This is a genomic window from Bradyrhizobium sp. SZCCT0153, from assembly GCF_018129995.1.
GTDB lineage: Bacteria > Pseudomonadota > Alphaproteobacteria > Rhizobiales > Xanthobacteraceae > Bradyrhizobium > Bradyrhizobium japonicum_G.
Genome location: NZ_JAFCKS010000015.1, coordinates 1 through 22412 on the forward strand (window position 1 = coordinate 1; position 22412 = coordinate 22412).

At 64.2% G+C, this 22412-nt stretch carries 22 protein-coding genes; 4 read left to right on the forward strand and 18 right to left on the reverse strand.

The window, feature by feature from the left end:
• Positions 1-255 precede the first annotated feature (255 nt).
• The 6 genes from JQ572_RS33535 to JQ572_RS33560 all read right to left on the reverse strand — a co-directional run bounded on the left by JQ572_RS33535 (position 256) and on the right by JQ572_RS33560 (position 3954).
• On the reverse strand, positions 256-837 hold the full coding sequence (locus JQ572_RS33535) for a hypothetical protein (RefSeq protein WP_211387119.1): 582 nt from the start codon (positions 835-837) through the stop codon (positions 256-258).
• Positions 838-917: 80 nt separating this feature from the next.
• On the reverse strand, positions 918-1139 hold the full coding sequence (locus JQ572_RS33540) for a hypothetical protein (RefSeq protein ID WP_211387120.1): 222 nt from the start codon (positions 1137-1139) through the stop codon (positions 918-920).
• A gap of 78 nt (positions 1140-1217) precedes the next feature.
• Positions 1218-1475, reverse strand: a complete 258-nt coding sequence (locus JQ572_RS33545; RefSeq protein ID WP_211387121.1) for a hypothetical protein — start codon at positions 1473-1475, stop codon at positions 1218-1220.
• A 98-nt stretch (positions 1476-1573) separates the two neighbouring features.
• The gene (locus JQ572_RS33550; RefSeq protein ID WP_211387122.1) at positions 1574-1786 is read right to left on the reverse strand and encodes a hypothetical protein; all 213 of its coding nucleotides are present in this window, start codon (positions 1784-1786) and stop codon (positions 1574-1576) included.
• A 149-nt stretch (positions 1787-1935) separates the two neighbouring features.
• On the reverse strand, positions 1936-2112 hold the full coding sequence (locus JQ572_RS33555) for a hypothetical protein (protein WP_211387123.1): 177 nt from the start codon (positions 2110-2112) through the stop codon (positions 1936-1938).
• A 105-nt stretch (positions 2113-2217) separates the two neighbouring features.
• Entirely contained in the window at positions 2218-3954 is a 1737-nt protein-coding gene (locus tag JQ572_RS33560) for an adenylate/guanylate cyclase domain-containing protein (RefSeq protein WP_211387124.1), read from the reverse strand.
• A 325-nt stretch (positions 3955-4279) separates the two neighbouring features.
• Between JQ572_RS33560 and JQ572_RS33565 the strand changes: the two genes are divergently transcribed.
• Positions 4280-6463, forward strand: coding sequence for a lytic transglycosylase domain-containing protein (locus tag JQ572_RS33565; RefSeq protein WP_211387125.1), 2184 nt, complete (start codon positions 4280-4282; stop codon positions 6461-6463).
• Positions 6464-6547: 84 nt separating this feature from the next.
• Here JQ572_RS33565 and JQ572_RS33570 read toward each other — a convergent pair whose 3' ends face one another.
• Together JQ572_RS33570 and JQ572_RS33575 are read right to left on the reverse strand one after the other, a co-directional pair.
• Entirely contained in the window at positions 6548-6856 is a 309-nt protein-coding gene (locus JQ572_RS33570; protein WP_249129673.1) for a hypothetical protein, read from the reverse strand.
• A 242-nt stretch (positions 6857-7098) separates the two neighbouring features.
• On the reverse strand, positions 7099-7692 hold the full coding sequence (locus tag JQ572_RS33575) for a hypothetical protein (RefSeq protein WP_249129675.1): 594 nt from the start codon (positions 7690-7692) through the stop codon (positions 7099-7101).
• Positions 7693-8168: 476 nt separating this feature from the next.
• Here JQ572_RS33575 and JQ572_RS33580 point away from each other — a divergent pair, with 476 nt between their 5' ends.
• The 3 genes from JQ572_RS33580 to JQ572_RS33590 all read left to right on the forward strand — a co-directional run bounded on the left by JQ572_RS33580 (position 8169) and on the right by JQ572_RS33590 (position 11743).
• Positions 8169-10601 (forward strand): PAS domain-containing sensor histidine kinase, encoded by a 2433-nt coding sequence (locus JQ572_RS33580; protein WP_211387126.1) that lies wholly within the window; start codon positions 8169-8171, stop codon positions 10599-10601.
• On the forward strand, positions 10598-11269 hold the full coding sequence (locus JQ572_RS33585) for a response regulator transcription factor (protein WP_211387127.1): 672 nt from the start codon (positions 10598-10600) through the stop codon (positions 11267-11269). The genes JQ572_RS33580 and JQ572_RS33585 overlap by 4 nt, the downstream gene beginning before the upstream one ends.
• A gap of 87 nt (positions 11270-11356) precedes the next feature.
• On the forward strand, positions 11357-11743 hold the full coding sequence (locus JQ572_RS33590) for a response regulator transcription factor (protein WP_211387185.1): 387 nt from the start codon (positions 11357-11359) through the stop codon (positions 11741-11743).
• Positions 11744-11817: 74 nt separating this feature from the next.
• Here JQ572_RS33590 and JQ572_RS33595 read toward each other — a convergent pair whose 3' ends face one another.
• The 10 genes from JQ572_RS33595 to adh all read right to left on the reverse strand — a co-directional run bounded on the left by JQ572_RS33595 (position 11818) and on the right by adh (position 22273).
• A complete protein-coding gene (locus tag JQ572_RS33595; RefSeq protein ID WP_211387128.1) occupies positions 11818-12786 on the reverse strand; it encodes a tripartite tricarboxylate transporter substrate binding protein BugD in 969 nt (322 codons plus the stop codon).
• An 88-nt stretch (positions 12787-12874) separates the two neighbouring features.
• On the reverse strand, positions 12875-14116 hold the full coding sequence (locus JQ572_RS33600) for a threonine synthase (RefSeq protein ID WP_211387129.1): 1242 nt from the start codon (positions 14114-14116) through the stop codon (positions 12875-12877).
• A 70-nt stretch (positions 14117-14186) separates the two neighbouring features.
• Positions 14187-15608: a dihydrolipoyl dehydrogenase gene (gene lpdA, locus JQ572_RS33605; protein ID WP_211387130.1), complete on the reverse strand. Its 1422-nt coding sequence runs from the start codon at positions 15606-15608 to the stop codon at positions 14187-14189.
• Positions 15609-15625: 17 nt separating this feature from the next.
• The gene (locus JQ572_RS33610; RefSeq protein WP_211387131.1) at positions 15626-15856 is read right to left on the reverse strand and encodes a hypothetical protein; all 231 of its coding nucleotides are present in this window, start codon (positions 15854-15856) and stop codon (positions 15626-15628) included.
• Positions 15857-15880: 24 nt separating this feature from the next.
• On the reverse strand, positions 15881-17224 hold the full coding sequence (locus JQ572_RS33615) for a pyruvate dehydrogenase complex dihydrolipoamide acetyltransferase (protein WP_211387132.1): 1344 nt from the start codon (positions 17222-17224) through the stop codon (positions 15881-15883).
• Between the two features lie 62 nt (positions 17225-17286).
• The gene (locus tag JQ572_RS33620) at positions 17287-17739 is read right to left on the reverse strand and encodes a nucleoside deaminase (protein ID WP_211387133.1); all 453 of its coding nucleotides are present in this window, start codon (positions 17737-17739) and stop codon (positions 17287-17289) included.
• Between the two features lie 2 nt (positions 17740-17741).
• Complete coding sequence (locus tag JQ572_RS33625) at positions 17742-18044, reverse strand: DUF5076 domain-containing protein (protein WP_211387134.1); 303 nt, start codon at positions 18042-18044, stop codon at positions 17742-17744.
• 4 nt (positions 18045-18048) lie between these two features.
• Positions 18049-19434 carry a pyruvate dehydrogenase complex E1 component subunit beta gene (locus JQ572_RS33630; RefSeq protein WP_211387135.1) on the reverse strand — a complete coding sequence of 462 codons (1386 nt, stop codon included), beginning with the start codon at positions 19432-19434 and terminating at the stop codon, positions 18049-18051.
• Positions 19435-19464: 30 nt separating this feature from the next.
• Positions 19465-20487 (reverse strand): pyruvate dehydrogenase (acetyl-transferring) E1 component subunit alpha, encoded by a 1023-nt coding sequence (gene pdhA, locus JQ572_RS33635; protein WP_211387136.1) that lies wholly within the window; start codon positions 20485-20487, stop codon positions 19465-19467.
• Positions 20488-20755: 268 nt separating this feature from the next.
• The gene (adh, locus tag JQ572_RS33640; protein ID WP_211387137.1) at positions 20756-22273 is read right to left on the reverse strand and encodes an aldehyde dehydrogenase; all 1518 of its coding nucleotides are present in this window, start codon (positions 22271-22273) and stop codon (positions 20756-20758) included.
• Positions 22274-22412 lie beyond the last annotated feature (139 nt).

The window sequence follows — 22412 nt, forward strand, 5'->3', positions numbered from 1 at the left end:
CCGACGCTGCCGCGTCCACCGCAAGCCCGGCTCGCGAACATGACGACCACAAGATCGCCCCTCAAGGATGAGCCGGGATGGGCGACACATACGTCAAAACCGAATTTCGGTAAAGAAGAATATGTTAGCCCGGGTGGGTTGACGGCAGCACGCTTCAAAATAGTCAGGTGTTTTGCCCGACGGGCAATCCAAGGTCTCGTTGGCCTATTGCGCTTCGCTCCGTCGCGGCTGCGCGAAAGCCGAACGCACCGGCGCTCAAGCCGACATCGCACCCTTGCGCCCGAACGGATCGACCAGGCGAACGATCTCGCAAACGGCGACGAGGCCGGCAAGCCAAACGCCGCTGGTTAGTCCGATCCGCGTCACGATGGCGGCGGTGAAGGCGCCCTCTCCGCCCAGGGCCGGCGTCGCGGCGAGCAGCACAAGCTCATACGCTGCATAGGCCGCAACGAGCGTGATCGCCAGCATCAGCGGCGTACGTCCCTGCGGCAGCATGCGGAGGACGGCCGACGCCACGGTTGTCGCAAGCAGCGCTGCGGCACCGATGACAAAGCCCCACGCGACCGTGCTGGCGTCGATGGGATAGTGCAGCACGCCGAAACCGATGGTCTGGTTGATCAGCCAGGCGCCGGTGACGACAAGCAGCGCCGGCCGCAACGGCAGTAGCGCAGCCGCGACGACGGCAAACGCCGCAAACGGCGTCGCACAGGCAAGGGCAAGGCTCGCCAGCGCGCATGACACCGTCAGCAGCGCGAAGCAGAACATCGGTGCAAGGCGCGGCGCGACCGGGTGAAGACGGAAACGGCCGGCGTGCGGCGGCAGGATGAAAGGTGCCATGAATGATCTCTGAGCAATCTCTTGAGTAATCTCTTGGCTGTCATCCTACCACAGGTGTCGGATGAATTCCGCCAACAGCGTCACGCGGGCTCCCTCTCGGAGTGCGTCCTGATCGTCGCCCGCTCGCCGGCATCGACGAGTTGGCCGATGCCGGTCCTGCCCGTGAGCGCGCAGCGGATGATGTTTTCGGCGACCGACCGGCGGAAGCTGTGATCCTCGCCGGCAGGCCGATGGCGGCAGACCCGGTCCAGCGCCAGCTTCATGTTGATCCGTGTACGGGTGTCGAAATGCTCGCTGATCATTCGCACGGCCTCGATGCGTTGACGTCGAGGCGAAAACTCCTCGGGAACGGGCGGGTTCCAAATCCGGATCGCGGCGGCCTATGTCCGCCCGCGCGGGCGCTGCGCCAGGGCCCAGGCCTTGGCGACGTCGCGCGGCAGGATGTCGAGGCGCCGGATCGGCGTCAGTTCACCGGAGGCGGAGACGATCGCGGTCTCTTCGCGGCGGCAACGCGGGCACACGAAGCGGACCTCATGCGGCGACGCCGACCAGCTTGAACGTTTCACATTGGCCGCCATCGGCCAGGCTTCGCATTGCGAGCATGACACCAGAAACCGGCCGGGATCGAGCATACCCATTCCAACGGACTCCGCGTCCTGCCAGCCACCTCAATGATCAATCCAAGTGAATCGTTCCGGTGCCAAGGCACCGTCGGCTGGCCGCGCCAGTGCGAGGCTCAGTGCGCGCCCTTGAGGGTGCAGGAGGTGGAACAGGTGACCGTGTTGCCGTGGTCGCACGCCTTGCAGGCGGCCACGCACTGGCTCATGTCGCGGGGATTGTAGGAGCTGTGGTTCCGCATCGCGCAGACCGGAGTCGAGCCGGTGATGTCCTGCTCCTGGTTGCAGGCTGCCGTCATGAGCCCGAACATGATGATCGCAAGGAGGCGCATGGGATCGCCCTGTGAGGCACGACAAAACAATGTTCACGCGGCGCGCTGCACCGCAACGAGCGCCGGCATGTACGCAGCGGAGAAACGCAAGCGTTCATCCCGCATCCGCATTGAGGATGCGCGCCAATCATTAAGAACGGATTGCGGTCTCAGGCCGCAGCCTTGGTCGCGATCGCCTGCCGCATGTCCACCGCGAGCTGGCGGTACTGCTCCGAAAGCTTCAGATAAAACTCGCGCTTGGTGCCGTCGGTAGCGAGCTTGGCGATCAGCTCGCATTCGGCGGTGAGCGTCTCGAACCGTTCCAGCCTGTTCTCAAGTTCGGTCATCGGCGTGTCCCCGTCTAACGCCTCAAGGACGTCAAACCTAAGCCCGGGAAATAGGTCACGGCGAACATCGTTATCGAGCAGAAGCAATTTTTCCCGTGAAGCCTGCTATTTCTGCTCCAGCCGCCAGGCGCCGTCCCATCCCTGCTCCGGCGGACTTGCATCGAATTGCGCGATGCGGCCGAGCAGCGTTCGCGAGGGACCGTCGCCGGGGACGGCCTCGAGCGCCGCGTTGAAGGCGATGCGGGCGTCGTCAAAGCGCCGGGCACGATAGGCCGCAAGGCCTTCGGCATAATGCGCACGGAGGCTGTCTTGCGCGGCCGTGAGCGCGCCTGCCCTGCCCATCACCTCGAAGATCGATTGGGCCGTGCTCTGGCCGGCAACGGCAAGACGATCGACCTCGCGCAATTCGAAGCTCGATCCGATCGCATCCGCCGTCGCCTGCGAGATCAGGATGCGGGTCTCATAGGTCTTGTTGACCGCTTCCAGCCGCGAGGCGAGGTTCACGGCGTCACCCATCACGGTGTAGCTCATCATCAGTTCGGAGCCGATGCTCCCGGTCAGGACTTCGCCGGTGGCGATGCCGATCCGCAGGTCGCAGGGCACCGGCATAGCGCGGATGCCCAGCAGATCCGGCAATTGCTTCTGCAGCGCGGGCACCTGGTCGGCCATGTCGATGGCGGCAAGCCCGGCCAGAACGGCCGGCTCGTCCTCCTCGATGAAGGGTGGGCCCCAATAGGCCATGATGGCGTCGCCGATATATTTGTCGATGACACCGCGGTGACTCCGGATCGGACCGGACATCACCGTAAAATAGTGGTTCATCACCTTGACGAGGCCGCGCGGGGTCATTCCCTCGCTCATGGAGGTGAAGCCGCTCATGTCGCAGAACATGATGGTCATGACCCGGCGCTGGCCGTCGATGGCGACCTCCGGCCGGTCGATCAGGCCCTGAACCACCTTGGGATCGATGTAGCGGCCGAAGGTCTCGCGGATGCGCTCGTTCTGGCGCAACTGCTCGACCATGCGGTTGAAGGCGGCAGCGAGCTCACCGATCTCGTCCTGGGTCGAGACGCTGATGGTCTTGTCGAAACGGCCTGCCTCGACTTCGCGGGTGCCGGCGAGCAAGAGGCGCACCGGCCGCGTGATACCGCTGGAGACGAGGAGCGCGAAAGCAAATCCGACGACCGCTGCGAGGACGGTCACGATGCCCGAAACGATGATTGCCTGGCGCTGATGGCGGATCACGCGCGAGGTGCTCACGAACACCTGGGAGAGCATGTCGGCGCGGATCGCGTCGATCCGCTGGGTGAAGAGATCGCGCAGCGCGTCCACATGAACAAGCACATCGCGCGCGGCCGCAAAGTCCCTGGCATCGAGCAGCCTGAGCAGCTTGGCGTCCTCCTCGCCGAGTTCGCTGCGGAGCTCATTGACGGCATTCTCGATGCGCGTCTCGATCCGGGCGAGTGCGGCATTGTCCGACGGCGTGCTCTCATCGTCGATGATCGCGTTGATCAGCTTTCGCGCGGCTTCGGCCTCCTGCTCGACCTGGGAGTCCGTGTCCCGGAAGAACTTCAGCCGCGCGGCAAAGCCCGCCTCGTCCGGCGGCGTCTGCATTTTTGCGATCACCATGCGCCGCATCGCCAGCGCCCGCTCCAGCGAACGCACATTGGACCGCGCCAGATGGCCGTAAGCCGGAATATACCGTGCGGTCAGCTCATCGAGGAGTTGGCCGACGCGGCTCGACATCACCATCGACAGGATCGCGGTGACGACCATCAGGACGATCAGTCCGAGCGCGATCCCGACGATTTTGCGCCGGATCGATTGGTTGAAAATCGGCATGGGCGCGGGGCAAAGGGCTGGGAGGACGGCGATGGAACCCAATACACCGTATTTGGCCCAGGGAACACGCACAATCGGCCCCTCTGTGGAGCCAAGAGCCGCCCGCAACCGTCGCGCGAGCCCTATCAGTTAACAAAGCTTAACGGATCCGCTCTATCCCCCGTTGCACAGGTTCCCGCGTTCCATCCGCATTTTGCCGCATTGTTGCGGGAGCGTGAGGAATGCGAAACGATGTCGTGTCATCGTTTTTGGCGACGTTTTGATTCTCCAGCGGAATGTCGTCGCGGACTTTGGTTTGTACTGGTTTCGCAGGGGGGACCACGGAATGAACCAGTGCCTACGCTCGCTCGCGTGTGTCGTTGCCGTGGCCGCGATGGCCCTCCTTCCCACCCAGTTGGCGGCGAAGAACAGTCACAAATCGTCCGCGTCGAAGAAGACGCATGAGGCGAGGGCCGGCAAGCAGCGCCATGCTGCGGCCGGCAAACACAACAAGCATGCCGAGGCCCGGCGCAAGTCGAAGAAGACCCACGACGAGCCCTCGGACAAGCCGGCGCCGCCGCCGCTGACCGGCGATCTCGCCGCGCTGAAGGACGCCATCGACCTCGCGCGCAGGGGCAAGACCGACGATGCGACCGCCGCGCGCGACCGCATTGCCGATCCCGCCGGGCAGAAGGTCGCCGACTGGTTCATGCTGCGCCACTCCGAGAGCACGGCGAACTTCAAGCGCTACGCCGCCTTCCTCGCCGCCAATCCGGACTGGCCGAGCAGCGCCCTGCTCCGCCGCCGCGCCGAGGCGCGGCTGTGGCAGGAGAAGACCGACGCCGCCACCGTGCACAAATTCACCATGGACCGCCCGACCAGCGCCAAGGGCAAGTTCGCGCTCGCCCGCGTGCTGCTCGCCGAGGGCGACGCCGACAGGGCCGCGCGTCTCGTCCGCGAGGCCTGGCGCACGGACGAATTGTCGGAGCGTGGCGAAGTAGATTCCTACGAGGCCTTCCGCGATCTGCTGACCGCGGACGATCATCGCGCCCGCATGGACAAGCGGCTCGGCGCCAAGGACTATGCCGGCGCAAGGCGCGCGGCAAAACGGCTCGGCGAGGATGCGCTCGCGATCGTCAAGGCCTGCGCCGCCGTCACCGGCAAGGCCGACAAGGCCAAGGACTATCTCGAGGACGTCTCTGCCGAGGCGCGCCGCGATCTCGGCTATGTGCTGTGCCGTGCGCAATGGCATCTCCAGAAGGACCGTATCGACGACGCGGCCGAGGTGATTTTGGCCGCCGCGCCCGACACCATGGCGGCACAGGACACCGATGCCTGGTGGCGCGAGCGTCGTCTGCTGGCGCGAAAGCTGCTCGACCAGGGCAAGTTCAAGACCGCTTACGACGTGGTGCGCGCGGCGGCGGTGCCGGCGATGGAGGTCTACCGGGTCGACTATCACTTCATGTGCGGCTGGATCGCACTGCGCTATCTCGACGATCCCAGGACGGCGATGATGCACTTCGCCGCGATCGACGAGGGCTCGGCCAATCCGCTTGCACTCTCGCGCGCCAATTACTGGCGCGGTCGTGCGGCAGAAGCGATGGGCGCATCGACCGACGCGCGCCAGAGCTATCAGGCGGCGGCGCGCTATCCGACGGCCTATTACGGCCAGCTCGCCCGCGCGAGGCTCGGCCTCGACCGCATCGAGCTGCGCCCGCCCTCACCCGTGCTGGCCGCAGTCGACTCGCCTCCCGCCGACGATCGCGTGCGCGCCGCCGACATGCTCTACGGGATCGGCGAGCGCGACACGGTGTTCTACTACGCCGAGGATTTCGCCAAGGAGAGCACCGACGTCGCAGCCCTCGAGGCGCTCGGCGAGCTCGCCGGCCGTCGCAATGATGCGCGCGTCATGCTGGAGGTCGGCAAATCGGCACTGGCGCGCGGGCTGGCGCTCGACCATTACGCCTTCCCGACGATCGGCATCCCCGAGCACAAGCAGGTGGCGCCCGCGATCGAGACCAGCGTGATCTATTCGGTGGCGCGCACCGAAAGCTCGTTCGACCAGCGCGACAAGTCGGCCGCCAACGCGGTCGGACTGATGCAGGTCACACCGGAAGCGGGCCGCGACACCGCCAAACGTTTCGGCCTGACTTACGACTGGGACAAGATGGTCTCCGATCCCGTCTACAACACGCAGATGGGCGCGGCCGAGCTCAGCGCGCTGCTGTCGGAATATCGCGGCAACCAGATCATGACCTTCGCCGGCTACAATGCCGGCCGCGGCCGGGTGCGCGAATGGGTACAGGCGCGCGGCGATCCCAGGGATCCCAAGGTCGACCCGGTCGACTGGGTCGAGCGCATCCCACTGTCGGAGACGCGCAACTACGTCCAGCGCGTGATCGAGAACGTGCTGGTCTACCGCGCAAGATTCGAGGGCAGCGGCCTTGCCACGGCGAAATCCGAGCAGCGCGTCACGACGCAAGAAGTCAGCGCGGCACCAACGGCATCGACCGCAGCCCCCGCGCCCTAGCCTCGCGACCGCCGGGGCTGGCCGCGGCGCGAAGCTTGGTGCAGTGGCTGCGGCCGACTTCCCTGCGCGGCCAGCATAGTTCGGCTAGCCGTCACCTCCTTCCGTTGTCGGAAGGCTGTGCGCGCGCAGATATGCATCGGTCAGCGAGTGCGAGAGCGCGCCCATCTGCATCATCCAGCTCCAGCTCGAAATGGCCGCCAACATCGTGACCGCCTCGAACGAACTGCGGTAAGGCCATAGCATTTCCATGGCCTTCTGCTGGTAGCAATCAGTGTCGCAGTACCGCCGCTGCGTGGACACATGCCGGACGTAACTCGCGCCCAATGGCCGGGCGCACGCGCTGCAGGTGGCGCCGTGGCTGGGTCGTCCATGATTGACGAGCATGAATCTCAAGATCGTGTCCTCTCCTGCCGGCAGGCGCGGCACCAATCGTCTCGACCAATTGTCCGCTCAAGACGCCGCTCGCCTGGGCCTCCCGATCGACGACACCGCCTCATGATGAATCGCGTAGCACTCGTGGTCGCAGTAGGGCAGCAGCGTCCTGACGTCGCGCAAGTAGCTGCCGCTGATCTCCTCGCAGCACCATAGACAGGACGTCTTGCGGAAAGGGGTTCTGCCGTTCACCAGTATGAATCTCACGTGGCACCTCCCAGCGCGAAGCAGTAGACCGTGTCGACCAGAGAAGCGGACGGCGGCGGCGCGCAAAGATGGTTGCGGCCGTCGGGATTGTCTCTGTTTCGCTCGACCTTCTGGGGCGGAATGAGGATGTATTTCCCGTCTTCCCGGCGCCGCGCGAAGATCCTGCCATCGACGTACTGTATTTCGGTCGGGTAGCAATCCGAGTCGTTGCAACAGCTGAGCACCGGATTGTCGGGCATATGCCAGCTCGAATAGAATTTCTCGTGCAGAAGCCGATCCTGGGGCGGATGATGACGATGTGCATCCCCCTGTCCCAGCTCATCGGCCGCCACTCCCGTCATCACCGGAAGCGGCAGCGTGATCGCCAACAGGAGCTTGCAGGCACGGTTCAACTCAGCCTCCTGATTCAGAACTGCCGAACGGGGCGGATTCGGCGGCCGATCCTCACGCCGCCTGAAATCGAAACAGCCATCGGTGGTCGCGCTCGCGGCGCGCCCTGAAGCGATCGAGACATTTCCTTGAGCAGAGCGGCGTTCGGCAGGAATAATATCGGATGAGGCCAAACTTCCCGCTACAGACAGCGCAGCCATTTTCGGCCGGACGGCGTCCGGAGTGTTCGGACTTGTCGCACATGATCCTCTCCTCTTGGCCTCTTGTGGGTCCGGCTTCCCTGGTGCGCGGTCCCCACGTCGTCAATGAATGCGGCCTCTCGGCAAGTCAGGGCGGCGGCGGACGCAGGGCCCCTGGGTGCAGCACACCGAGCTATTCGGCCGTTTGTGCTTCGCAATCGACTCCGCTCGATTGGTCGTGAGACTAGTCCGCATGCAACGCATCGCTCAATTGTACTGAGGTAAATGCACGGTATGACTAGGCATGCGCGAGCTATACGTAGGTTTGTCCCGTAGTCTTCCGGAACTGCACCGCCAGCGCAACGAGACGGCGCAGGACTCGCAAGCTGCACGGAGCCCGCGAACTTCGCGCCCAGGATCCTCCTTGCGGAACCAATTGCTCCTGTTGTTGCAAAATGCTCTACTTGCCTCGGCCCCAGCGAGCCGGGACGCCTGCGATGATGCCTGGCCAGATCGCGAAATTTGGGAATTCGGCCGCACAATACCTGCTCGGCGGCCTTGCGGCGCTTCGATCTTTCGGCAACGGAGCGAAGGACAAGCCTGCGGTCGGAGATGACTGCCGGCAAGACGGCGATCTGCGCGACGCCGTGAAGCAATGGCGCGAGGTGTTCGAGCACAATCCGGTCATGTACTTCATGATCGATCCGGCCGGAACGGTACTTAACGTGAATACATTCGGCGCCGCGCAGCTGGGCTATACGGCAGCCGAGCTGACCGGCCAATCCGTGCTGAACGTCTTCTTCGAGGAAGATCGCGAGCTCGTCCGCCGATGTGTCGCGTTGTGCCTGGAAACCGTGGACCAGTCGCATACTTGGGAGATCCGCAAGATCCGGAAAGACGGCTCGGTCGTTTGGGTCCGTGAAAACGCCAAGGCCATGCTGCGCGGCGACGGCACGGCGATCGTGCTGGTTGCTTGCGAAAACATCACCCAGCGCAAGCAGGCGGAGGATGCGCTGCGGCAGAGCGAGACCTATCTCGCCCAGGCGCAGGAATTGAGCCGCACCGGCAGCTTCGGCTTGAACCTCGCGACCCGCGAGATCGTCTGGTCGAGGGAAACCTTTCGCATCTTCCAATGTGATCCGGTGGTGAAGCCGACCCTGGACTTCGTATTCCAGCGCATGCATCCGGAAGATCGCGATACGGTCAGCAAGATCCTCGATCGGGCCTCGCGCGAAGCGGAGGATTTCGACCACGAGTATCGCCTGTTGATGCCGGACGGTTCGGTCAAATATCTCCATTCCGTGGCGCGCGCGGTGAGACATGCATCGGGGCGCATCGAGTTTGTCGGCGCGGTCACCGACATCACGATCGCAAAGGAAGCGGAACGGAGGCTGCGTCGCAGCGAGGCCTATCTGGCCGAAGCCCAACGCCTCAGCCATACGAGCAGCTGGGCCTGGAACGTTCATCGTCAGGAGTTCGCCTACCGATCGGCTGAACTCTACCGCCTGTTCGGATTTGATCCGGACCAGACCGATGTACCGGCCAAGGCTTTCCAGCAACGGATCCTTCCCGAAGACTTTCGGCGAATTGTCGAGGTGGAACGTCAGGCGGTCCAGCAAAGCCAGCCCTTCGAAATTGACTTTCGGATTGTGCGTCCGGACGGTTCGATAAGACGTGTCCATACGGAAGGACATCCCGTCACGGGCAGCGACGGCGAGGTGATGGAAATTATCGGCACGCACGTCGACGTCACCGAGCAGTTCGTCGCAAAGGAAGCGCTGCAAAAGGCATTTGACGAGCTCAAGGAATCCGAGCAGCGGTTCCGCGACTATGCCGAAACCGCATCGGACTGGTTTTGGGAGACCGGGCCAGATCACCGTATCACCCAAATATCGGAGCACGCCGATACGGCCGTTGCTGCGCCGACGGGCCTGATCGGCCTGACCCGTTGGGACATTACGCCCGATGCCGAACTCGAGCCCGAGAAGTGGGAGCAGCATCGCGCGGCGCTTGATGCCCACCTTCCGTTTCGCGACCTGGTTTATCGCAGCAGGGATCGCAACGGATCTCCAATTTACGTGCGCACCAGCGGCAAGCCCTTCCACGACGCGAACGGTCATTTTCGCGGCTATCGTGGCGTCAGCAGCGATGTGACGGCGGCGACCCGCGCCGAGCAGGCCGAGGAAGCGCTGCGCAAGGCGCAAGCCGAGCTCGCCCATGTCACACGAGTCACGATGCTCGGCGAACTTACCGCTTCGATAGCCCACGAAATCACCCAGCCTCTGGCTGCCGTGATCTCAAATGCGGACGCCTGCATCGGCTGGCTCGACCGCGAACCGGCCGATCTGCATGCCGCGCGCCGCTCGGTGGAATGGATTGTCGAGGACGCCAATCGGGCCAGCGAGGTGATCCGCAGGATCAGGGCGCTTGCGAAGAAGACCGAGATCGAGGTCGTTCCACTCGACATCAACCAGGTCGTCAGGGAGGCGCTGGCCCTCGTTCGGCGCGAGCTTGCCACCCATGCCGTGTCGGTGCGAATGGAATTGACGTCAGGTCTGCCCAGGATTTGCGGCGATCGGATCCAGCTCCAGCAGGTGCTGATCAATCTTGTCATGAACGGCATCGAAGCCATGGAAGCCAATGTTGGCCGACCGCGCGAGCTGTCGATCCGCTCCAGCCAGGTCGGCGAGGACGGCGACGGCCGCCTGCTCATCACCGTGACTGATCGCGGTGTGGGCCTTGGCAGGGACGGGATGGAATGCATCTTCACCCCCTTTTTCACGACAAAGTCGGGCGGCCTGGGGATGGGACTATCGATCTGCCGGTCGATCATCGAGGCACACGCAGGGCGGCTGTCGGCCTTTCCCAATGAGGGGAGCGGTGCGACATTCCAGATCGCGCTACCCTTGCCGCATGGGGACACGTCGTGACCGACCACGCCAAGCCGGCGCCGGCACAGGCGAGCGCCGATGATCCGATCGTCATGATCGTCGATGACGATCCGTCCATGCGCCGTGCGCTCACCAATCTCTTTCAATCCGTCGGCCTCAAGGTCGAGGCCTTCGGCTCGGCAGCGGAGATCATGGAAGCCAGACCGCCGGTGGTCCCCAGTTGCCTTGTGCTTGACATTCGCCTGCCGGGCTCAAGCGGCTTCGACCTCCAGGCGGACCTTGCCAGGGCCAACATTCACACGCCCATTATCTTCATCACCGGTCATGGCGATATTCCCATGACCGTCAGGGCCATGAAGAGCGGCGCCATCGATTTTCTGACCAAGCCGGTGCGCGACCAGGACATGCTCGATGCGGTCCAGGCTGCGATCGAACGGGATCGCAAGCGGCGCGATGCCGAGAAGTCGCTCTCGGGCGTACGGTCCCGCTTCGAAGGCCTGACAAGCCGTCAGCGCGACATCCTGGCCCTGGTCGCGTCCGGCCTGATGAACAAGCAGGTCGCCGCCGAGCTTGGATTGGCTGAGATCACCGTCAAGATCTATCGCGGGCAGATCATGCGGAAAATGGGCGCGAAGTCATTGGCCGATCTCGTCAGAATGACCGAGACGCTCGGAATCCGGCGTACAGGGGGAAATGCACAAACCTAAGTATGCTTTTCAATCCCGCTCCGGGAGCCCACTTTCCGATGGGTGGTTGCGCCGCGACCGGCGGCTCCGCGATCAGGAGCGATCATCTTGTCAGTCCCTTCGGTCATTTCCGTCATCGACGATGATCCCTCCGTCCGGCTCGCGACGAACAATCTTCTGACGTCGCGGGGATACACGGTCTACATCTTTGGCTCCGCTCAGGAATTTCTCCAATCAGCCGAACTGAACATGACATCCTGCGTGATCGCGGACGTGCAGATGTCGGCCATGAGCGGTGTTGATCTGTTGATGCAGATGCGCGGCCTCGGTCACCGCACGCCCTTCATCTTCATGACGGCCTTTCCCGACGATGCCGTGCGCGAGCGCGCGCTGAAGGCTGGCGCCATCTGCTTTCTCGCGAAGCCGTTCTCCACGCCGGCTCTCCTTCAATGTCTGGAGACGGCCCTGTCGGGGCTCGGCAAAGCCAAGACGTGATGCGCCGAGCCGAACCGAGCCGCCTCATGGCGAGGCAACTCGTCGTTTGGCCGCAAACGAAAGGGCAAGGCGCCTCACTCCACCTTGATGTTCGCCGCCTTGATGATCGGCCACCATTTCGCGATCTCGGCCTTTTGCCGCGCCCCGAGCGCTTCCGGGGTGAGCTGGTCCTGCGGCGTCATCTCCAGACCCTGGCTCTCGAGCTGCTTCTTCACCGCGGGATCGTTCAGCGCGTCCACGACTGCCGCATTGAGCTTGGTCACAATTTCCTTGGGCGTGCCCTTCGGTACCCACATCCCGGACCACAGCGTCATGTTGAAGCCCTTCAGCCCAGCCTCCGCTGCGGTCGGGATGTCGGGCGCCGAGGCCAGGCGTTTGTCTTCGGTGATCGCGTAGGCGCGGATGGTGCCGGCGCGCACCTGGTTGATGGAGTTGGAGGTCTGGTCGACGATGATGTCGATCTGGCCGGCAATGAGATCGTTCAGGGCGGGCGCTGTGCCGCGATACGGCACGTATTGCAGCTTGATGCCCGAGACGTTCTCGAAATAGACGCCGGCGATGTGGCTGCCGGAGCCCGCGCCGGCGGTGCCGGCGGTCGGCGCCGACGGCCGCGACTTCAGCCAGTCGATCAGCTCCTTCAGCGAGGTCGCGGGCACCGCGTTCTTGCTGACGATGATCATCGGATTGCTTGGCAGCAACACCACCGGCTCGAGATCGGCAACGAGGTCGTATTTGAGCTTGTAGACGGCGCCATTGGCCACATGGGTGCCGAGATGGCCGAACGAGATCGTGTAGCCGTCCGGCGGTGATTGCACGGCGCGGCCGACGCCGATCGAGCCACCGGCGCCGGTGACGTTCTCGACCACCAGCGGCTGGCCGAGCGTCGTCCGCATCCGCTCGGCGAGTACACGCGCCATCGCATCCGACGGGCCGCCGGCAGCGAAGGGCACGATGATGGTGATGGGATGCGAGGGATAGTCGTCGGCGCGCGCGGCGCCCGTCAGAGCGAGAACAGCAATCAGCGCAGCCCAGGCGGCCTTCATTGTCTTCTCCCCGGTGAAGTCATTGTTGTTTTTTGACTCTCCCCGCGTACGGAAAGAGGGATCATTCGTGAAGAGACGAAATTACGCGCTAGAACTGCGAATAATCGATCGGCTTGTGGCGATCGAGCGCGCGGGCGACCGGCGGCAGCGGGTATTTCAGTCCGGTGGCGCAGTTGAACAGCATCACGCGATCGGTCTTGCTGACGCGGCCGTCGGCAAGGCTGTCCTTATAGGCGGCGTAGGTGGCGGCGCCTTCGGGGCACAGCAGCAGCCCCTCCTCGCGCGCGACTTCGTTCAGGGCCGCCGAGATCTTGTCGTCGTCGACCGCGATGGCAAAGCCCTTGCTCTGCCGCACGGCGCGCAGAATGAGAAAATCGCCGATCGCCTGCGGCACACGGATGCCCGATGCGATGGTGTGGGCATCCTCCCAGCGCGTGGCATGCTCGGTGCCGGCGTCATAGGCCCGCACCATCGGCGCGCAGCCCGAGGCCTGCACCGCGACCATCCGTGGGCGCTTCGAGCCGATGAAGCCGATCTTCTCGAGCTCATCAAAGGCCTTCCACATGCCGATCAGGCCGGTGCCGCCGCCGGTCGGATAGAAGATCACGTCCGGCACGTCCCAGCCGAGCTGCTCGGCGAGCTCGAGGCCCATCGTCTTCTTGCCCTCGATGCGGTACGGCTCCTTCAGCGTCGAGGTGTCGAACCAGCCGACCTTGGCCTTGCCCTCGCCGACGATCTTGCCGCAATCGTCGATGTAGCCGTTGACGCGGTAGACGGTCGCGCCCTGCAGCTCGATCTCGCTGACATTCACTTCCGGCGTATCGGCCGGGCAAAAGATCGTGGTCTTGATGCCGCAGGACGTCGCGTAGGCCGCGAGCGCCGCGCCGGCATTGCCGTTGGTCGGCATCGCCATGTGCTTGATGCCGAGCGCCTTGCCCATTGATACCGCCATCACGAGGCCGCGCGCCTTGAACGAGCCGGTCGGCAGCCGTCCCTCGTCCTTGACGATGATCTCGCCGCCGCCGAGCTTCTTCCCGAGCTTCGGCAGCCGGATCAGCGGCGTCGTGACCTCGCCAAGCGAGACGATGTCCTTGCATTTGCGCACCGGCAGCAGCTCGCGGTAACGCCACATGTCGGCGGGGCGCTGGGCGAGTGCGTCCTTGGTCAGCGCCTTCTTCACACCCGCGAGGTCGTAGCGCACGAGGAGCGGCTTGCCGGCCTTGGAGAGATTATGGACCTGGTCGGCAGCGTAGTGATCGCCCTCCATCGCGCATTCGAGATGGGTGACGAAGGTCGGGCGCTCGATGGTCAGGTTGTCGTTGTCGTGCATGGGGTGGTTTCCTTCTTATTCTGCAAACAGGTCTTGCTGCCCGTCATTGCGAGCGTAACGACGGAGGTCGTCAAATATTCAGCACCCGTCCATACGCATCGAGCACGGCTTCCTTCATCATCTCCGACAACGTCGGATGCGGGAAGACTGTGTGCATCAGCTCTTCCTCCGTGGTCTCCAGATTCATGGCGACGACGTAGCCCTGGATCAGCTCGGTGACTTCAGCGCCGACCATGTGGGCGCCGAGCAGCTGGCCGGTCTTCTTGTCGAAGATGACCTTGACCAGGCCCTGGTCCTCGCCGAGCGCAATCGCCTTGCCGTTGCCGACGAAGGGAAAGCGGCCAACGCGAATCTCGCGGCCGTTCTCCTTGGCCTTGGCCTCGGTGAGGCCGACCGAAGCAACCTGCGGCTGGCAGTAGGTACAGCCCGGGATCATCAGCTTGTCCATGGGATGCGGGTGCAGGCCCTTGATGGCCTCGACGCAGATCACGCCTTCATGCTCGGCCTTGTGCGCGAGCATGGGGGGGCCGGCGACGTCGCCGATGGCGTAGATGCCGGGGACGTTGGTCTTGCCGTAACCGTCGATCACGATGCAGCCGCGGTCGGTTTTGACGCCGAGTTTTTCCAGACCGAGATTCTCGATGTTGCCGACGACGCCGACCGCCGAGATTACGCGCTCGAACTCGGTGGTCACAGGCTTGCCCTTGCCGTCGTCGATCGTGGCGACGACGCTGTCGGCCTTCTTCTCCAGCTTTGTGACCTTGGTCGAGGACATGATCCTGATGCCCTGCTTCTCAAGGCGCTTGCGGGCCAAGCCGGCGATCTCCGCGTCCTCGACCGGCAGGATCTGCGGCAGCACCTCGACCACGGTGACATCGGAGCCCATGGTGTGGAAGAACGACGCGAACTCGATGCCGATCGCGCCGGAGCCGACGACAAGGAGCGACTTCGGCATCTTCTCCGGCACCATCGCCTCGAAATAGGTCCAGATCAGCTTCTTGTCAGGCTCGAGCCCCGGCAGCACGCGCGGCCGCGCACCGGTAGCGACGATGATGTGCTTGGCCTGGTAGGCCCCCTCGCCCAGCGCTCCCTTGGGTCCCTCGACGTCGGACTTCTTCACCGTGACCTTGCCGGGCGCGTCGATCGAGGCCGCGCCCCAGATCACGCTCACCTTGTTCTTCTTCATCAGGAAGCCGACGCCGTCGTTGAGCCGCTTCGAGACGCCGCGCGAGCGCTGCACCACCGCCTTCGGGTCGAACGAGACCTTCTCGGCCGAAAGGCCGTAATCCTTGGCGTGCTGCATGTAGTGGTAGATTTCGGCGGAGCGTAGAAGCGCCTTGGTCGGGATGCAGCCCCAGTTCAGGCAGATGCCGCCGAGATACGATTTCTCGACGATCGCGACCTTGAAACCGAGCTGGGCGGCGCGGATCGCGGTGACATAGCCGCCGGGACCGGAGCCGATGATGATGACGTCGAAGGATGTGTCGGCCATGGCGGCTCCCATTCAACTCAACCGGTTGCGCCGCGAGCGCGGCGTTTCGAAACGATCGACCTGATCAGCCATTCGATGAGGCAGATCGAGATCAGAACCGCAAAGCCGATGAACGCGACCGGCTGGGCGATATTGCGCGAAAGCTGCTCGCCGCTGAAGAACGCGTCGTGCAGCACCTCGGTGCCGATCGGGCTGACGAGGATGATGATCGACAGCAGCATCGCGATCCAGGGCCAGCGTGTTCGCATTCAACCCGGTCCCCTCGCGCGGCGTCAGACCATCATCATGACGGGGTTTTCGATCAGCTGCTTGAACGCGCCGATCAGTTCGGCGCCGAGCGCGCCGTCGATGGCGCGATGATCGCAGGACAAGGTCACGCTCATCATGTTCGCGATCTCGATCTTGCCGCCGCGCACGACGGGCCGCTCCTCGCTGGTGCCGACCGCGAGGATGGTCGCATGCGGCGGGTTGATCACGGCGGTGAAGTGGCTGATACCGAACATGCCAAGGTTGGAGACGGCGGTGGTGCCGCCCTGGTATTCTTCCGGCTTGAGCTTGCGGCTCCGTGCACGCGCGGCAAAATCCTTCATCTCGTTGGAGATGGTCGACAGCGTCTTGGTCTCGGCCTTGCGGATGATCGGCGTGATCAGGCCGCCGGGCATCGCGACGGCGACGCCGACGTCGGAATGGTGGTGCTTGACCATGCCGCTTTCGGTCCAGCTCACGTTGCAGTTCGGGATCTTCTGCAGCGCGACCGCCATCGCCTTGATGACGAAGTCATTTACCGAGATCTTGTAGAGCGGCTTCTTTTCCTTGTCCTTCGGCGCGGCGGCGTTGATCTCCTCGCGCGCGGCGAGCAGCTTGCCGATGTCGCAGTCGATGGTGAGATAGAAGTGCGGCACGTTCTGGATCGACGCGGTCAGGCGCTGCGCGATGGTGCGGCGCATGCCGTCATGCGGGACGACCTCGTAGGAGCCCGGCTCAAACAGCGACAGGATCTGCTTGTCCGACATGGTCGGCGCGATCGAGGAGGCACCGGACGGCGCCGCGGCAGGCGCCTTGAGGCCCTTGCCGGACTTGGCCTCCTCGACGTCGCGCGCAACCACGCGGCCGTGCGGGCCGGTGCCGGTCACCATCGCGACATCGATGCCGGATTCCCTGGCAAGACGCCGCGCCAGCGGTGAGGAGAACACGCGGCCGCCCTGGCCGTTGCCCTGAGCAGCCGGTGCGGCAGCCTGCGGCGCGGGTGCCGCGGCTGGCTGCGGCGCCGCCTTGGGCGCGGCTGGCGCTGCCGCTGGAGCCGGTGATTCAGCAGCTTTCGGCGGCGCGGCCGAAGCGCTGGGCTTGGCGGCACCCGCCGCCTTCACGTCCTCGCCCTCGCCGGCGAGCACGGCGATCACGTCGTTGACGGGAACGTCCTGCGTGCCCTCGGGCACGAGGATCTTGGCGATCGTGCCCTCGTCGATGGCCTCGACCTCCATGGTCGCCTTGTCGGTCTCGATCTCGGCGATGACGTCGCCGGATTTGACCTTGTCGCCTTCCTTCTTCAGCCACTTGGCGAGGTTGCCCTTCTCCATCGTCGGCGAAAGAGCGGGCATCAGGATGTTGATGGGCATGCTGACCTCACGAAGAACTTCTCAAAATGTCGTCCCCGGAAGCGAGGACGAACAGACCAGGTTTAGTTGCCGATGTCGCCCTGCCACAGGCGCTCATTGGCAGGATTGGAACGCCAGTTCTTCATCATGGTGATGGAGCGGTCGTCCGCAAGATCGATCCAGGGGATGCCGAACTTGTCGAGGATGTCCTTCGATCCCTCGAAGGTGACGGATTCCCCGATCACCACGAGCTGGACCTTGAACAAACCGAGCGCGCCGGCACACATCGAGCATGGCGACAGCGTGGAATACATGACGGTGTCGTGGAACGAGATCACGCCAGCCTCGCGCAGGCAGCTCATCTCGCCGTGGAGGATCACGTTGTTCTCCTGCACGCGGTTGTTGTGACCGCGGGCGATGATCTTGTTGTCGCGCGTCAGGACGGCACCGATCGGCAGGCCGCCCTGCGCGATCGAGGCCTCCGCCTCGCGGATCGCCTCCAGCATGAAATCGAAGTGGTAGGATTCGATCGCCATAGTCAGTGTCCCCTGCCGCGCGGCGTCGTGGTGCCGGTATCTGTGGGACGCTCGATCTCGGCCTGGAACATCTCGAGGATCCGGTTCAAGGCGTCGTCCTCGGTAAATTCGCTCTCGCGCGCATAGGCGCGCGCGGCGTGGCGGGCGAGATCGACCAGCAGCAGGCCCCACATGTCGGGCTCTTCAAAGGCCCGCTGGAACGCCATCGACAACCCGCCGTCCAGCACGAATACGCGCAGGATCTCGACCGCATCATCACGGGCGAGGACGTCGGGTGGCAACGGCTGCTCCTTCGGGCCCGCCATGGGTCTACCTGTAGCAGACGGCTTTGGCGGCCTCGACCACTTCGGCCACCGAGGGCAGCGCGAGCTTCTCCAGGTTCGCTGCATAGGGCATCGGCACGTCCTTGCCGGACACGCGGGTCACAGGCGCATCCAGATAGTCGAACGCGTTCTCCATGATCCGCGCGGCGATCTCGGCGCCGACGCCGCTCTGGGCCCAGCCCTCCTCCACCGTGACGGCGCGGCCGGTCTTCTTCACCGAGTTGATGATGGTCTCGGTGTCCATCGGCCGCAGCGTGCGCAGATCGATCACCTCCGCCTCGATGCCGTCCTTGGCGAGCTCGTCGGCGGCCTTGAGCGCGTAGGTCATGCCGTTCGACCAGGAGATCAGCGTGACATGGGAGCCCGCGCGCACGATGCGCGCCTTGCCGATCGGGATCACGAAATCGTCGAGCTTCGGCACCTCGCCGGTGTGGCCGTACAGCACCTCGTTCTCGAGGAAGATCACGGGATTGGGATCGCGGATCGCGGCCTTGAGCAGGCCCTTGTAATCGGCGGCCGAGAACGGTGCGACGACCTTGAGACCCGGGACGCTGGAGTACCAGGCCGAGTAATCCTGGCTGTGCTGGGCGGCGACGCGCGCAGCGGCACCGTTGGGTCCGCGGAACACGATCGAGCAGCCCATCTGGCCGCCGGACATGTAGAGCGTCTTGGCGGCGGAGTTGATGATATGGTCGATTGCCTGCATGGCGAAGTTGAAGGTCATGAATTCGACGATCGGCTTCAAGCCGGTCATGGCGGCGCCGACGCCGACGCCGGCAAAGCCATGCTCGGTGATCGGGGTGTCGATCACGCGCTTGGCGCCGAATTCCTGCAGGAGGCCCTGCGTGACCTTGTAGGCGCCCTGATATTCGGCGACCTCTTCGCCCATCACGAACACGTCGGCGTCACGGCGCATTTCCTCGGCCATGGCATCGCGCAAAGCTTCGCGGATGGTCTGGGTGATCATCTCGGTGCCGGCGGGCACTTCGGGATCGGGCTCGGCGACAGCCTGCGGCGCCGGAGCGGCCTTGGATTCAGAAGCCTTGGACTCAGACGCCTTGGGCGCGGGCGCCTCGGCCTTTGCGGCGGCGGGTGGCGCGGGCGCCTTGGCGAGATCGGAGGCACTCTCGCCATCGGCAAGGATGGTCGCGATCGGAGTGTTCACGGCAACGTCGGCGGTGCCTTCGGGGATCAGGATCTTGCCGAGCGTGCCCTCATCGGTCGCCTCGACCTCCATGGTGGCCTTGTCGGTCTCGATCTCGGCGATGACGTCGCCGGACTTGATCGTCTCGCCCTCTTTTTTCAGCCACTTGGCGAGGTTGCCCTTTTCCATCGTGGGCGACAACGCGGGCATCAGCACTTGAATTGGCATATCGACTCCAAAAGAAAGCTTGCGCGCGTTTTAGCGGTAAACGTCGGTCCAGAGCTCGGCGGCATCCGGCTCGGGATCATGCTGGGCAAAGTCGGCGGACGCGTTGACGATGTCGCGTACCTCGGCGTCGATTGCCTTGAGATCGGCCTCGCTGACCTTGGCCGCGAGCAGGCGGTTGCGCACCTGCTCGATCGGGTCCTGGTCGTGGCGGACCTTCTCGACCTCCTCGCGCGTGCGGTATTTCGCAGGGTCGGACATCGAGTGGCCGCGATAGCGGTAGGTCTGCATCTCCAGAATCATCGGTCCCTTGCCGGCGCGGCACCAGGCGGCAGCCTCGTCGCCGGCAGCCTTCACGGCGCGGACATCCATGCCGTCGACCTGGAGGCCGGGGATGTTGAAGGACGCGCCGCGCTTGGAGAAATCCTGCTGCGCCGAAGCGCGCGAGACCGACGTGCCCATGGCATAGCGGTTGTTCTCGATGACGTAGATCACTGGCAGCTTCCAGAGCTCCGCCATGTTGAAGCTCTCATAGACCTGGCCCTGGTTGGCCGCGCCGTCGCCGAAATAGGTGACGCTGACATTGTCATTGCTGCGATAGTGATTGGCGAAGGCAAGCCCGGTGCCCAGCGAAACCTGGGCGCCGACGATGCCGTGGCCGCCGTAGAAGTGCTTCTCCTTGCTGAACATGTGCATGGAGCCGCCCTTTCCCTTGGAATAGCCGCCACGGCGCCCGGTGAGCTCGGCCATGACGCCGTTGGCGTCCATGCCGGTGGCGAGCATGTGGCCGTGGTCGCGATAGCCGGTGATGACCTGATCGCCCTGCTTCAGGGCCATCTGCATGCCGACCACCACGGCCTCCTGGCCGATATAGAGATGGCAGAAGCCGCCGATCGCACCCATGCCGTAGAGCTGGCCGGCCTTTTCCTCGAACCGCCGGATCAGGAGCATGTCGCGGAGCGCCTTGAGCTCCTGCTCCCTGGTGAATTCCGGGGGCGAGCCGCCGTCGGTCTTGTCCTGTGCAGTGCTTGCGGCGGCTTTCTTGGGTGCGGCCATGGGAATTCCGGGTCAGAGAAAACTTCAGCCCTCTCTAACCCAAGTCAAACGCCGTTGGAAAGCACCGCGGCGGCATGGCACGACTTTCATTATGCCGCACTGCAACGTGATCGTAATATTGCAAAATCTTTGGCGCCGATCGGGCAACAAATCCATGCGCGGACGCCGCCTGCGCAGATTCGTGGGCCCGGTCAAGAAGCGTGGGGCCATATTAAGTCCCGCCATTCGGAACGGGCGGCGCGGAACAGCGCCGCCCTCCCCTGCACGATCAGAAGAAGCCGAGCTTCTTCGGACTGTAGCTGACCAGGAGGTTCTTGGTCTGCTGGTAGTGATCGAGCATCATCTTGTGGTTCTCGCGCCCGACACCCGACTGCTTGTATCCGCCGAAGGCCGCATGCGCAGGGTATGCATGGTAGCAGTTGGTCCAGACCCGCCCGGCCTGGATCGCCCGGCCGAAGCGGTAGCAGCGATTGGCATCGCGGCTCCAGACGCCGGCGCCCAGGCCGTAGAGCGTGTCGTTGGCGATCGCGAGCGCTTCATCGTCGGTCTTGAAGGTCGTGACCGAGACCACGGGCCCAAAGATCTCTTCCTGGAAGATCCGCATCTTGTTGTGGCCCTCGAACACCGTCGGCTGAACGTAGAAGCCGCCGGAGAGATCGCCGCCGAGCTCGGCGCGACCACCGCCGGCCAGCACCTTGGCGCCCTCCTGCTTGCCGATATCGATATAGGAGAGGATTTTCGCGAGCTGCTCGCCGGAAGCCTGTGCGCCGATCATGGTGTCGGCGGCACGCGGATCGCCCTGCTTGATGGCAGCGACGCGCTTCAGCGCCCGCTCCATGAAGCGGTCGTAGATGTCGGCGTGGACCAGTGCCCGGCTCGGACAGGTGCAGACCTCGCCCTGGTTCAGCGCGAACATGACGAAGCCTTCGATTGCCTTGTCGAAGAAATCGTCGTCCTCGGCGGCGACGTCGCTGAAGAAGATGTTCGGCGACTTGCCGCCAAGCTCCAGCGTGACCGGAATGAGGTTCTGGCTGGCATATTGCATGATCAGCCGGCCGGTCGTGGTCTCGCCGGTGAAGGCGATCTTGGCGATCCGCGGGCTCGAGGCGAGCGGCTTGCCGGCTTCAAGGCCAAAGCCGTTGACGATGTTGAGGACGCCGGGCGGCAGCAGATCGGCGATGATCTCGGCCCAGACCATGATCGAAGCCGGGGTCTGCTCAGCCGGCTTGAGCACGACGCAATTGCCGGCCGCGAGCGCGGGCGCGAGCTTCCAGCACGCCATCAGCAGCGGGAAGTTCCAGGGAATGATCTGGCCGACCACGCCGAGCGGCTCGTGGAAGTGATAGGCGATGGTGTCGTGATCGATCTCGCCGATCGAACCTTCCTGGCCGCGCACCACGCCGGCGAAATAGCGGAAGTGATCGATCGCGAGCGGCAGGTCGGCGGCGCGGGTCTCGCGGATCGGCTTGCCGTTGTCCCAGGTCTCGGCGATCGCGAGCCGCTCGAGGTTTTCTTCCATGCGGTCGGCGATCTTGTTCAGGACCGCGGCGCGCTCGGCGACGCTGGTGCGGCCCCAGGCGTCCTTGGCGGCATGCGCCGCGTCGAGGGCGGCTTCGACATCCTGCGCGTCGGAGCGCGCAATCTTGCAGACGATCTGGCCGTTCACCGGCGAGGCATTGTCGAAATATCTGCCCGAGATCGGTGCGACGAACTTGCCGCCGATGAAGTTGTCGTAGCGTTCGGCGAAGGGAACCTTGGTGACGCTGAGGAATTCCACCTTGTTCATTGATCACTCCCGATGTTTGCTGTTTGCGCAATTCGTCGCGTGGTCGCGACTTGCGCCGACGATGATGCGGGAGGCGTTTGTTGTCAGCCCGGGCGGGAGCGATGGAGGAGCGCACCTGTCGCAGTTCTGCGACAGGTGG

Coding starts and splice junctions, on each gene's coding strand:
- JQ572_RS33535 (WP_211387119.1), bottom strand. CDS start 837: ATGGCACCTTTCATCCTGCCGCCGCACGCCGGCCGTTTCCGTCTTCAC.
- JQ572_RS33540 (WP_211387120.1), bottom strand. CDS start 1,139: ATGATCAGCGAGCATTTCGACACCCGTACACGGATCAACATGAAGCTG.
- JQ572_RS33545 (WP_211387121.1), bottom strand. CDS start 1,475: ATGGGTATGCTCGATCCCGGCCGGTTTCTGGTGTCATGCTCGCAATGC.
- JQ572_RS33550 (WP_211387122.1), bottom strand. CDS start 1,786: ATGCGCCTCCTTGCGATCATCATGTTCGGGCTCATGACGGCAGCCTGC.
- JQ572_RS33555 (WP_211387123.1), bottom strand. CDS start 2,112: ATGACCGAACTTGAGAACAGGCTGGAACGGTTCGAGACGCTCACCGCC.
- JQ572_RS33560 (WP_211387124.1), bottom strand. CDS start 3,954: ATGCCGATTTTCAACCAATCGATCCGGCGCAAAATCGTCGGGATCGCG.
- JQ572_RS33565 (WP_211387125.1), top strand. CDS start 4,280: ATGAACCAGTGCCTACGCTCGCTCGCGTGTGTCGTTGCCGTGGCCGCG.
- JQ572_RS33575 (WP_249129675.1), bottom strand. CDS start 7,692: ATGGCTGCGCTGTCTGTAGCGGGAAGTTTGGCCTCATCCGATATTATT.
- JQ572_RS33580 (WP_211387126.1), top strand. CDS start 8,169: ATGATGCCTGGCCAGATCGCGAAATTTGGGAATTCGGCCGCACAATAC.
- JQ572_RS33595 (WP_211387128.1), bottom strand. CDS start 12,786: ATGAAGGCCGCCTGGGCTGCGCTGATTGCTGTTCTCGCTCTGACGGGC.
- JQ572_RS33600 (WP_211387129.1), bottom strand. CDS start 14,116: ATGCACGACAACGACAACCTGACCATCGAGCGCCCGACCTTCGTCACC.
- lpdA (WP_211387130.1), bottom strand. CDS start 15,608: ATGGCCGACACATCCTTCGACGTCATCATCATCGGCTCCGGTCCCGGC.
- JQ572_RS33610 (WP_211387131.1), bottom strand. CDS start 15,856: ATGCGAACACGCTGGCCCTGGATCGCGATGCTGCTGTCGATCATCATC.
- JQ572_RS33615 (WP_211387132.1), bottom strand. CDS start 17,224: ATGCCCATCAACATCCTGATGCCCGCTCTTTCGCCGACGATGGAGAAG.
- JQ572_RS33620 (WP_211387133.1), bottom strand. CDS start 17,739: ATGGCGATCGAATCCTACCACTTCGATTTCATGCTGGAGGCGATCCGC.
- JQ572_RS33625 (WP_211387134.1), bottom strand. CDS start 18,044: ATGGCGGGCCCGAAGGAGCAGCCGTTGCCACCCGACGTCCTCGCCCGT.
- JQ572_RS33630 (WP_211387135.1), bottom strand. CDS start 19,434: ATGCCAATTCAAGTGCTGATGCCCGCGTTGTCGCCCACGATGGAAAAG.
- pdhA (WP_211387136.1), bottom strand. CDS start 20,487: ATGGCCGCACCCAAGAAAGCCGCCGCAAGCACTGCACAGGACAAGACC.
- adh (WP_211387137.1), bottom strand. CDS start 22,273: ATGAACAAGGTGGAATTCCTCAGCGTCACCAAGGTTCCCTTCGCCGAA.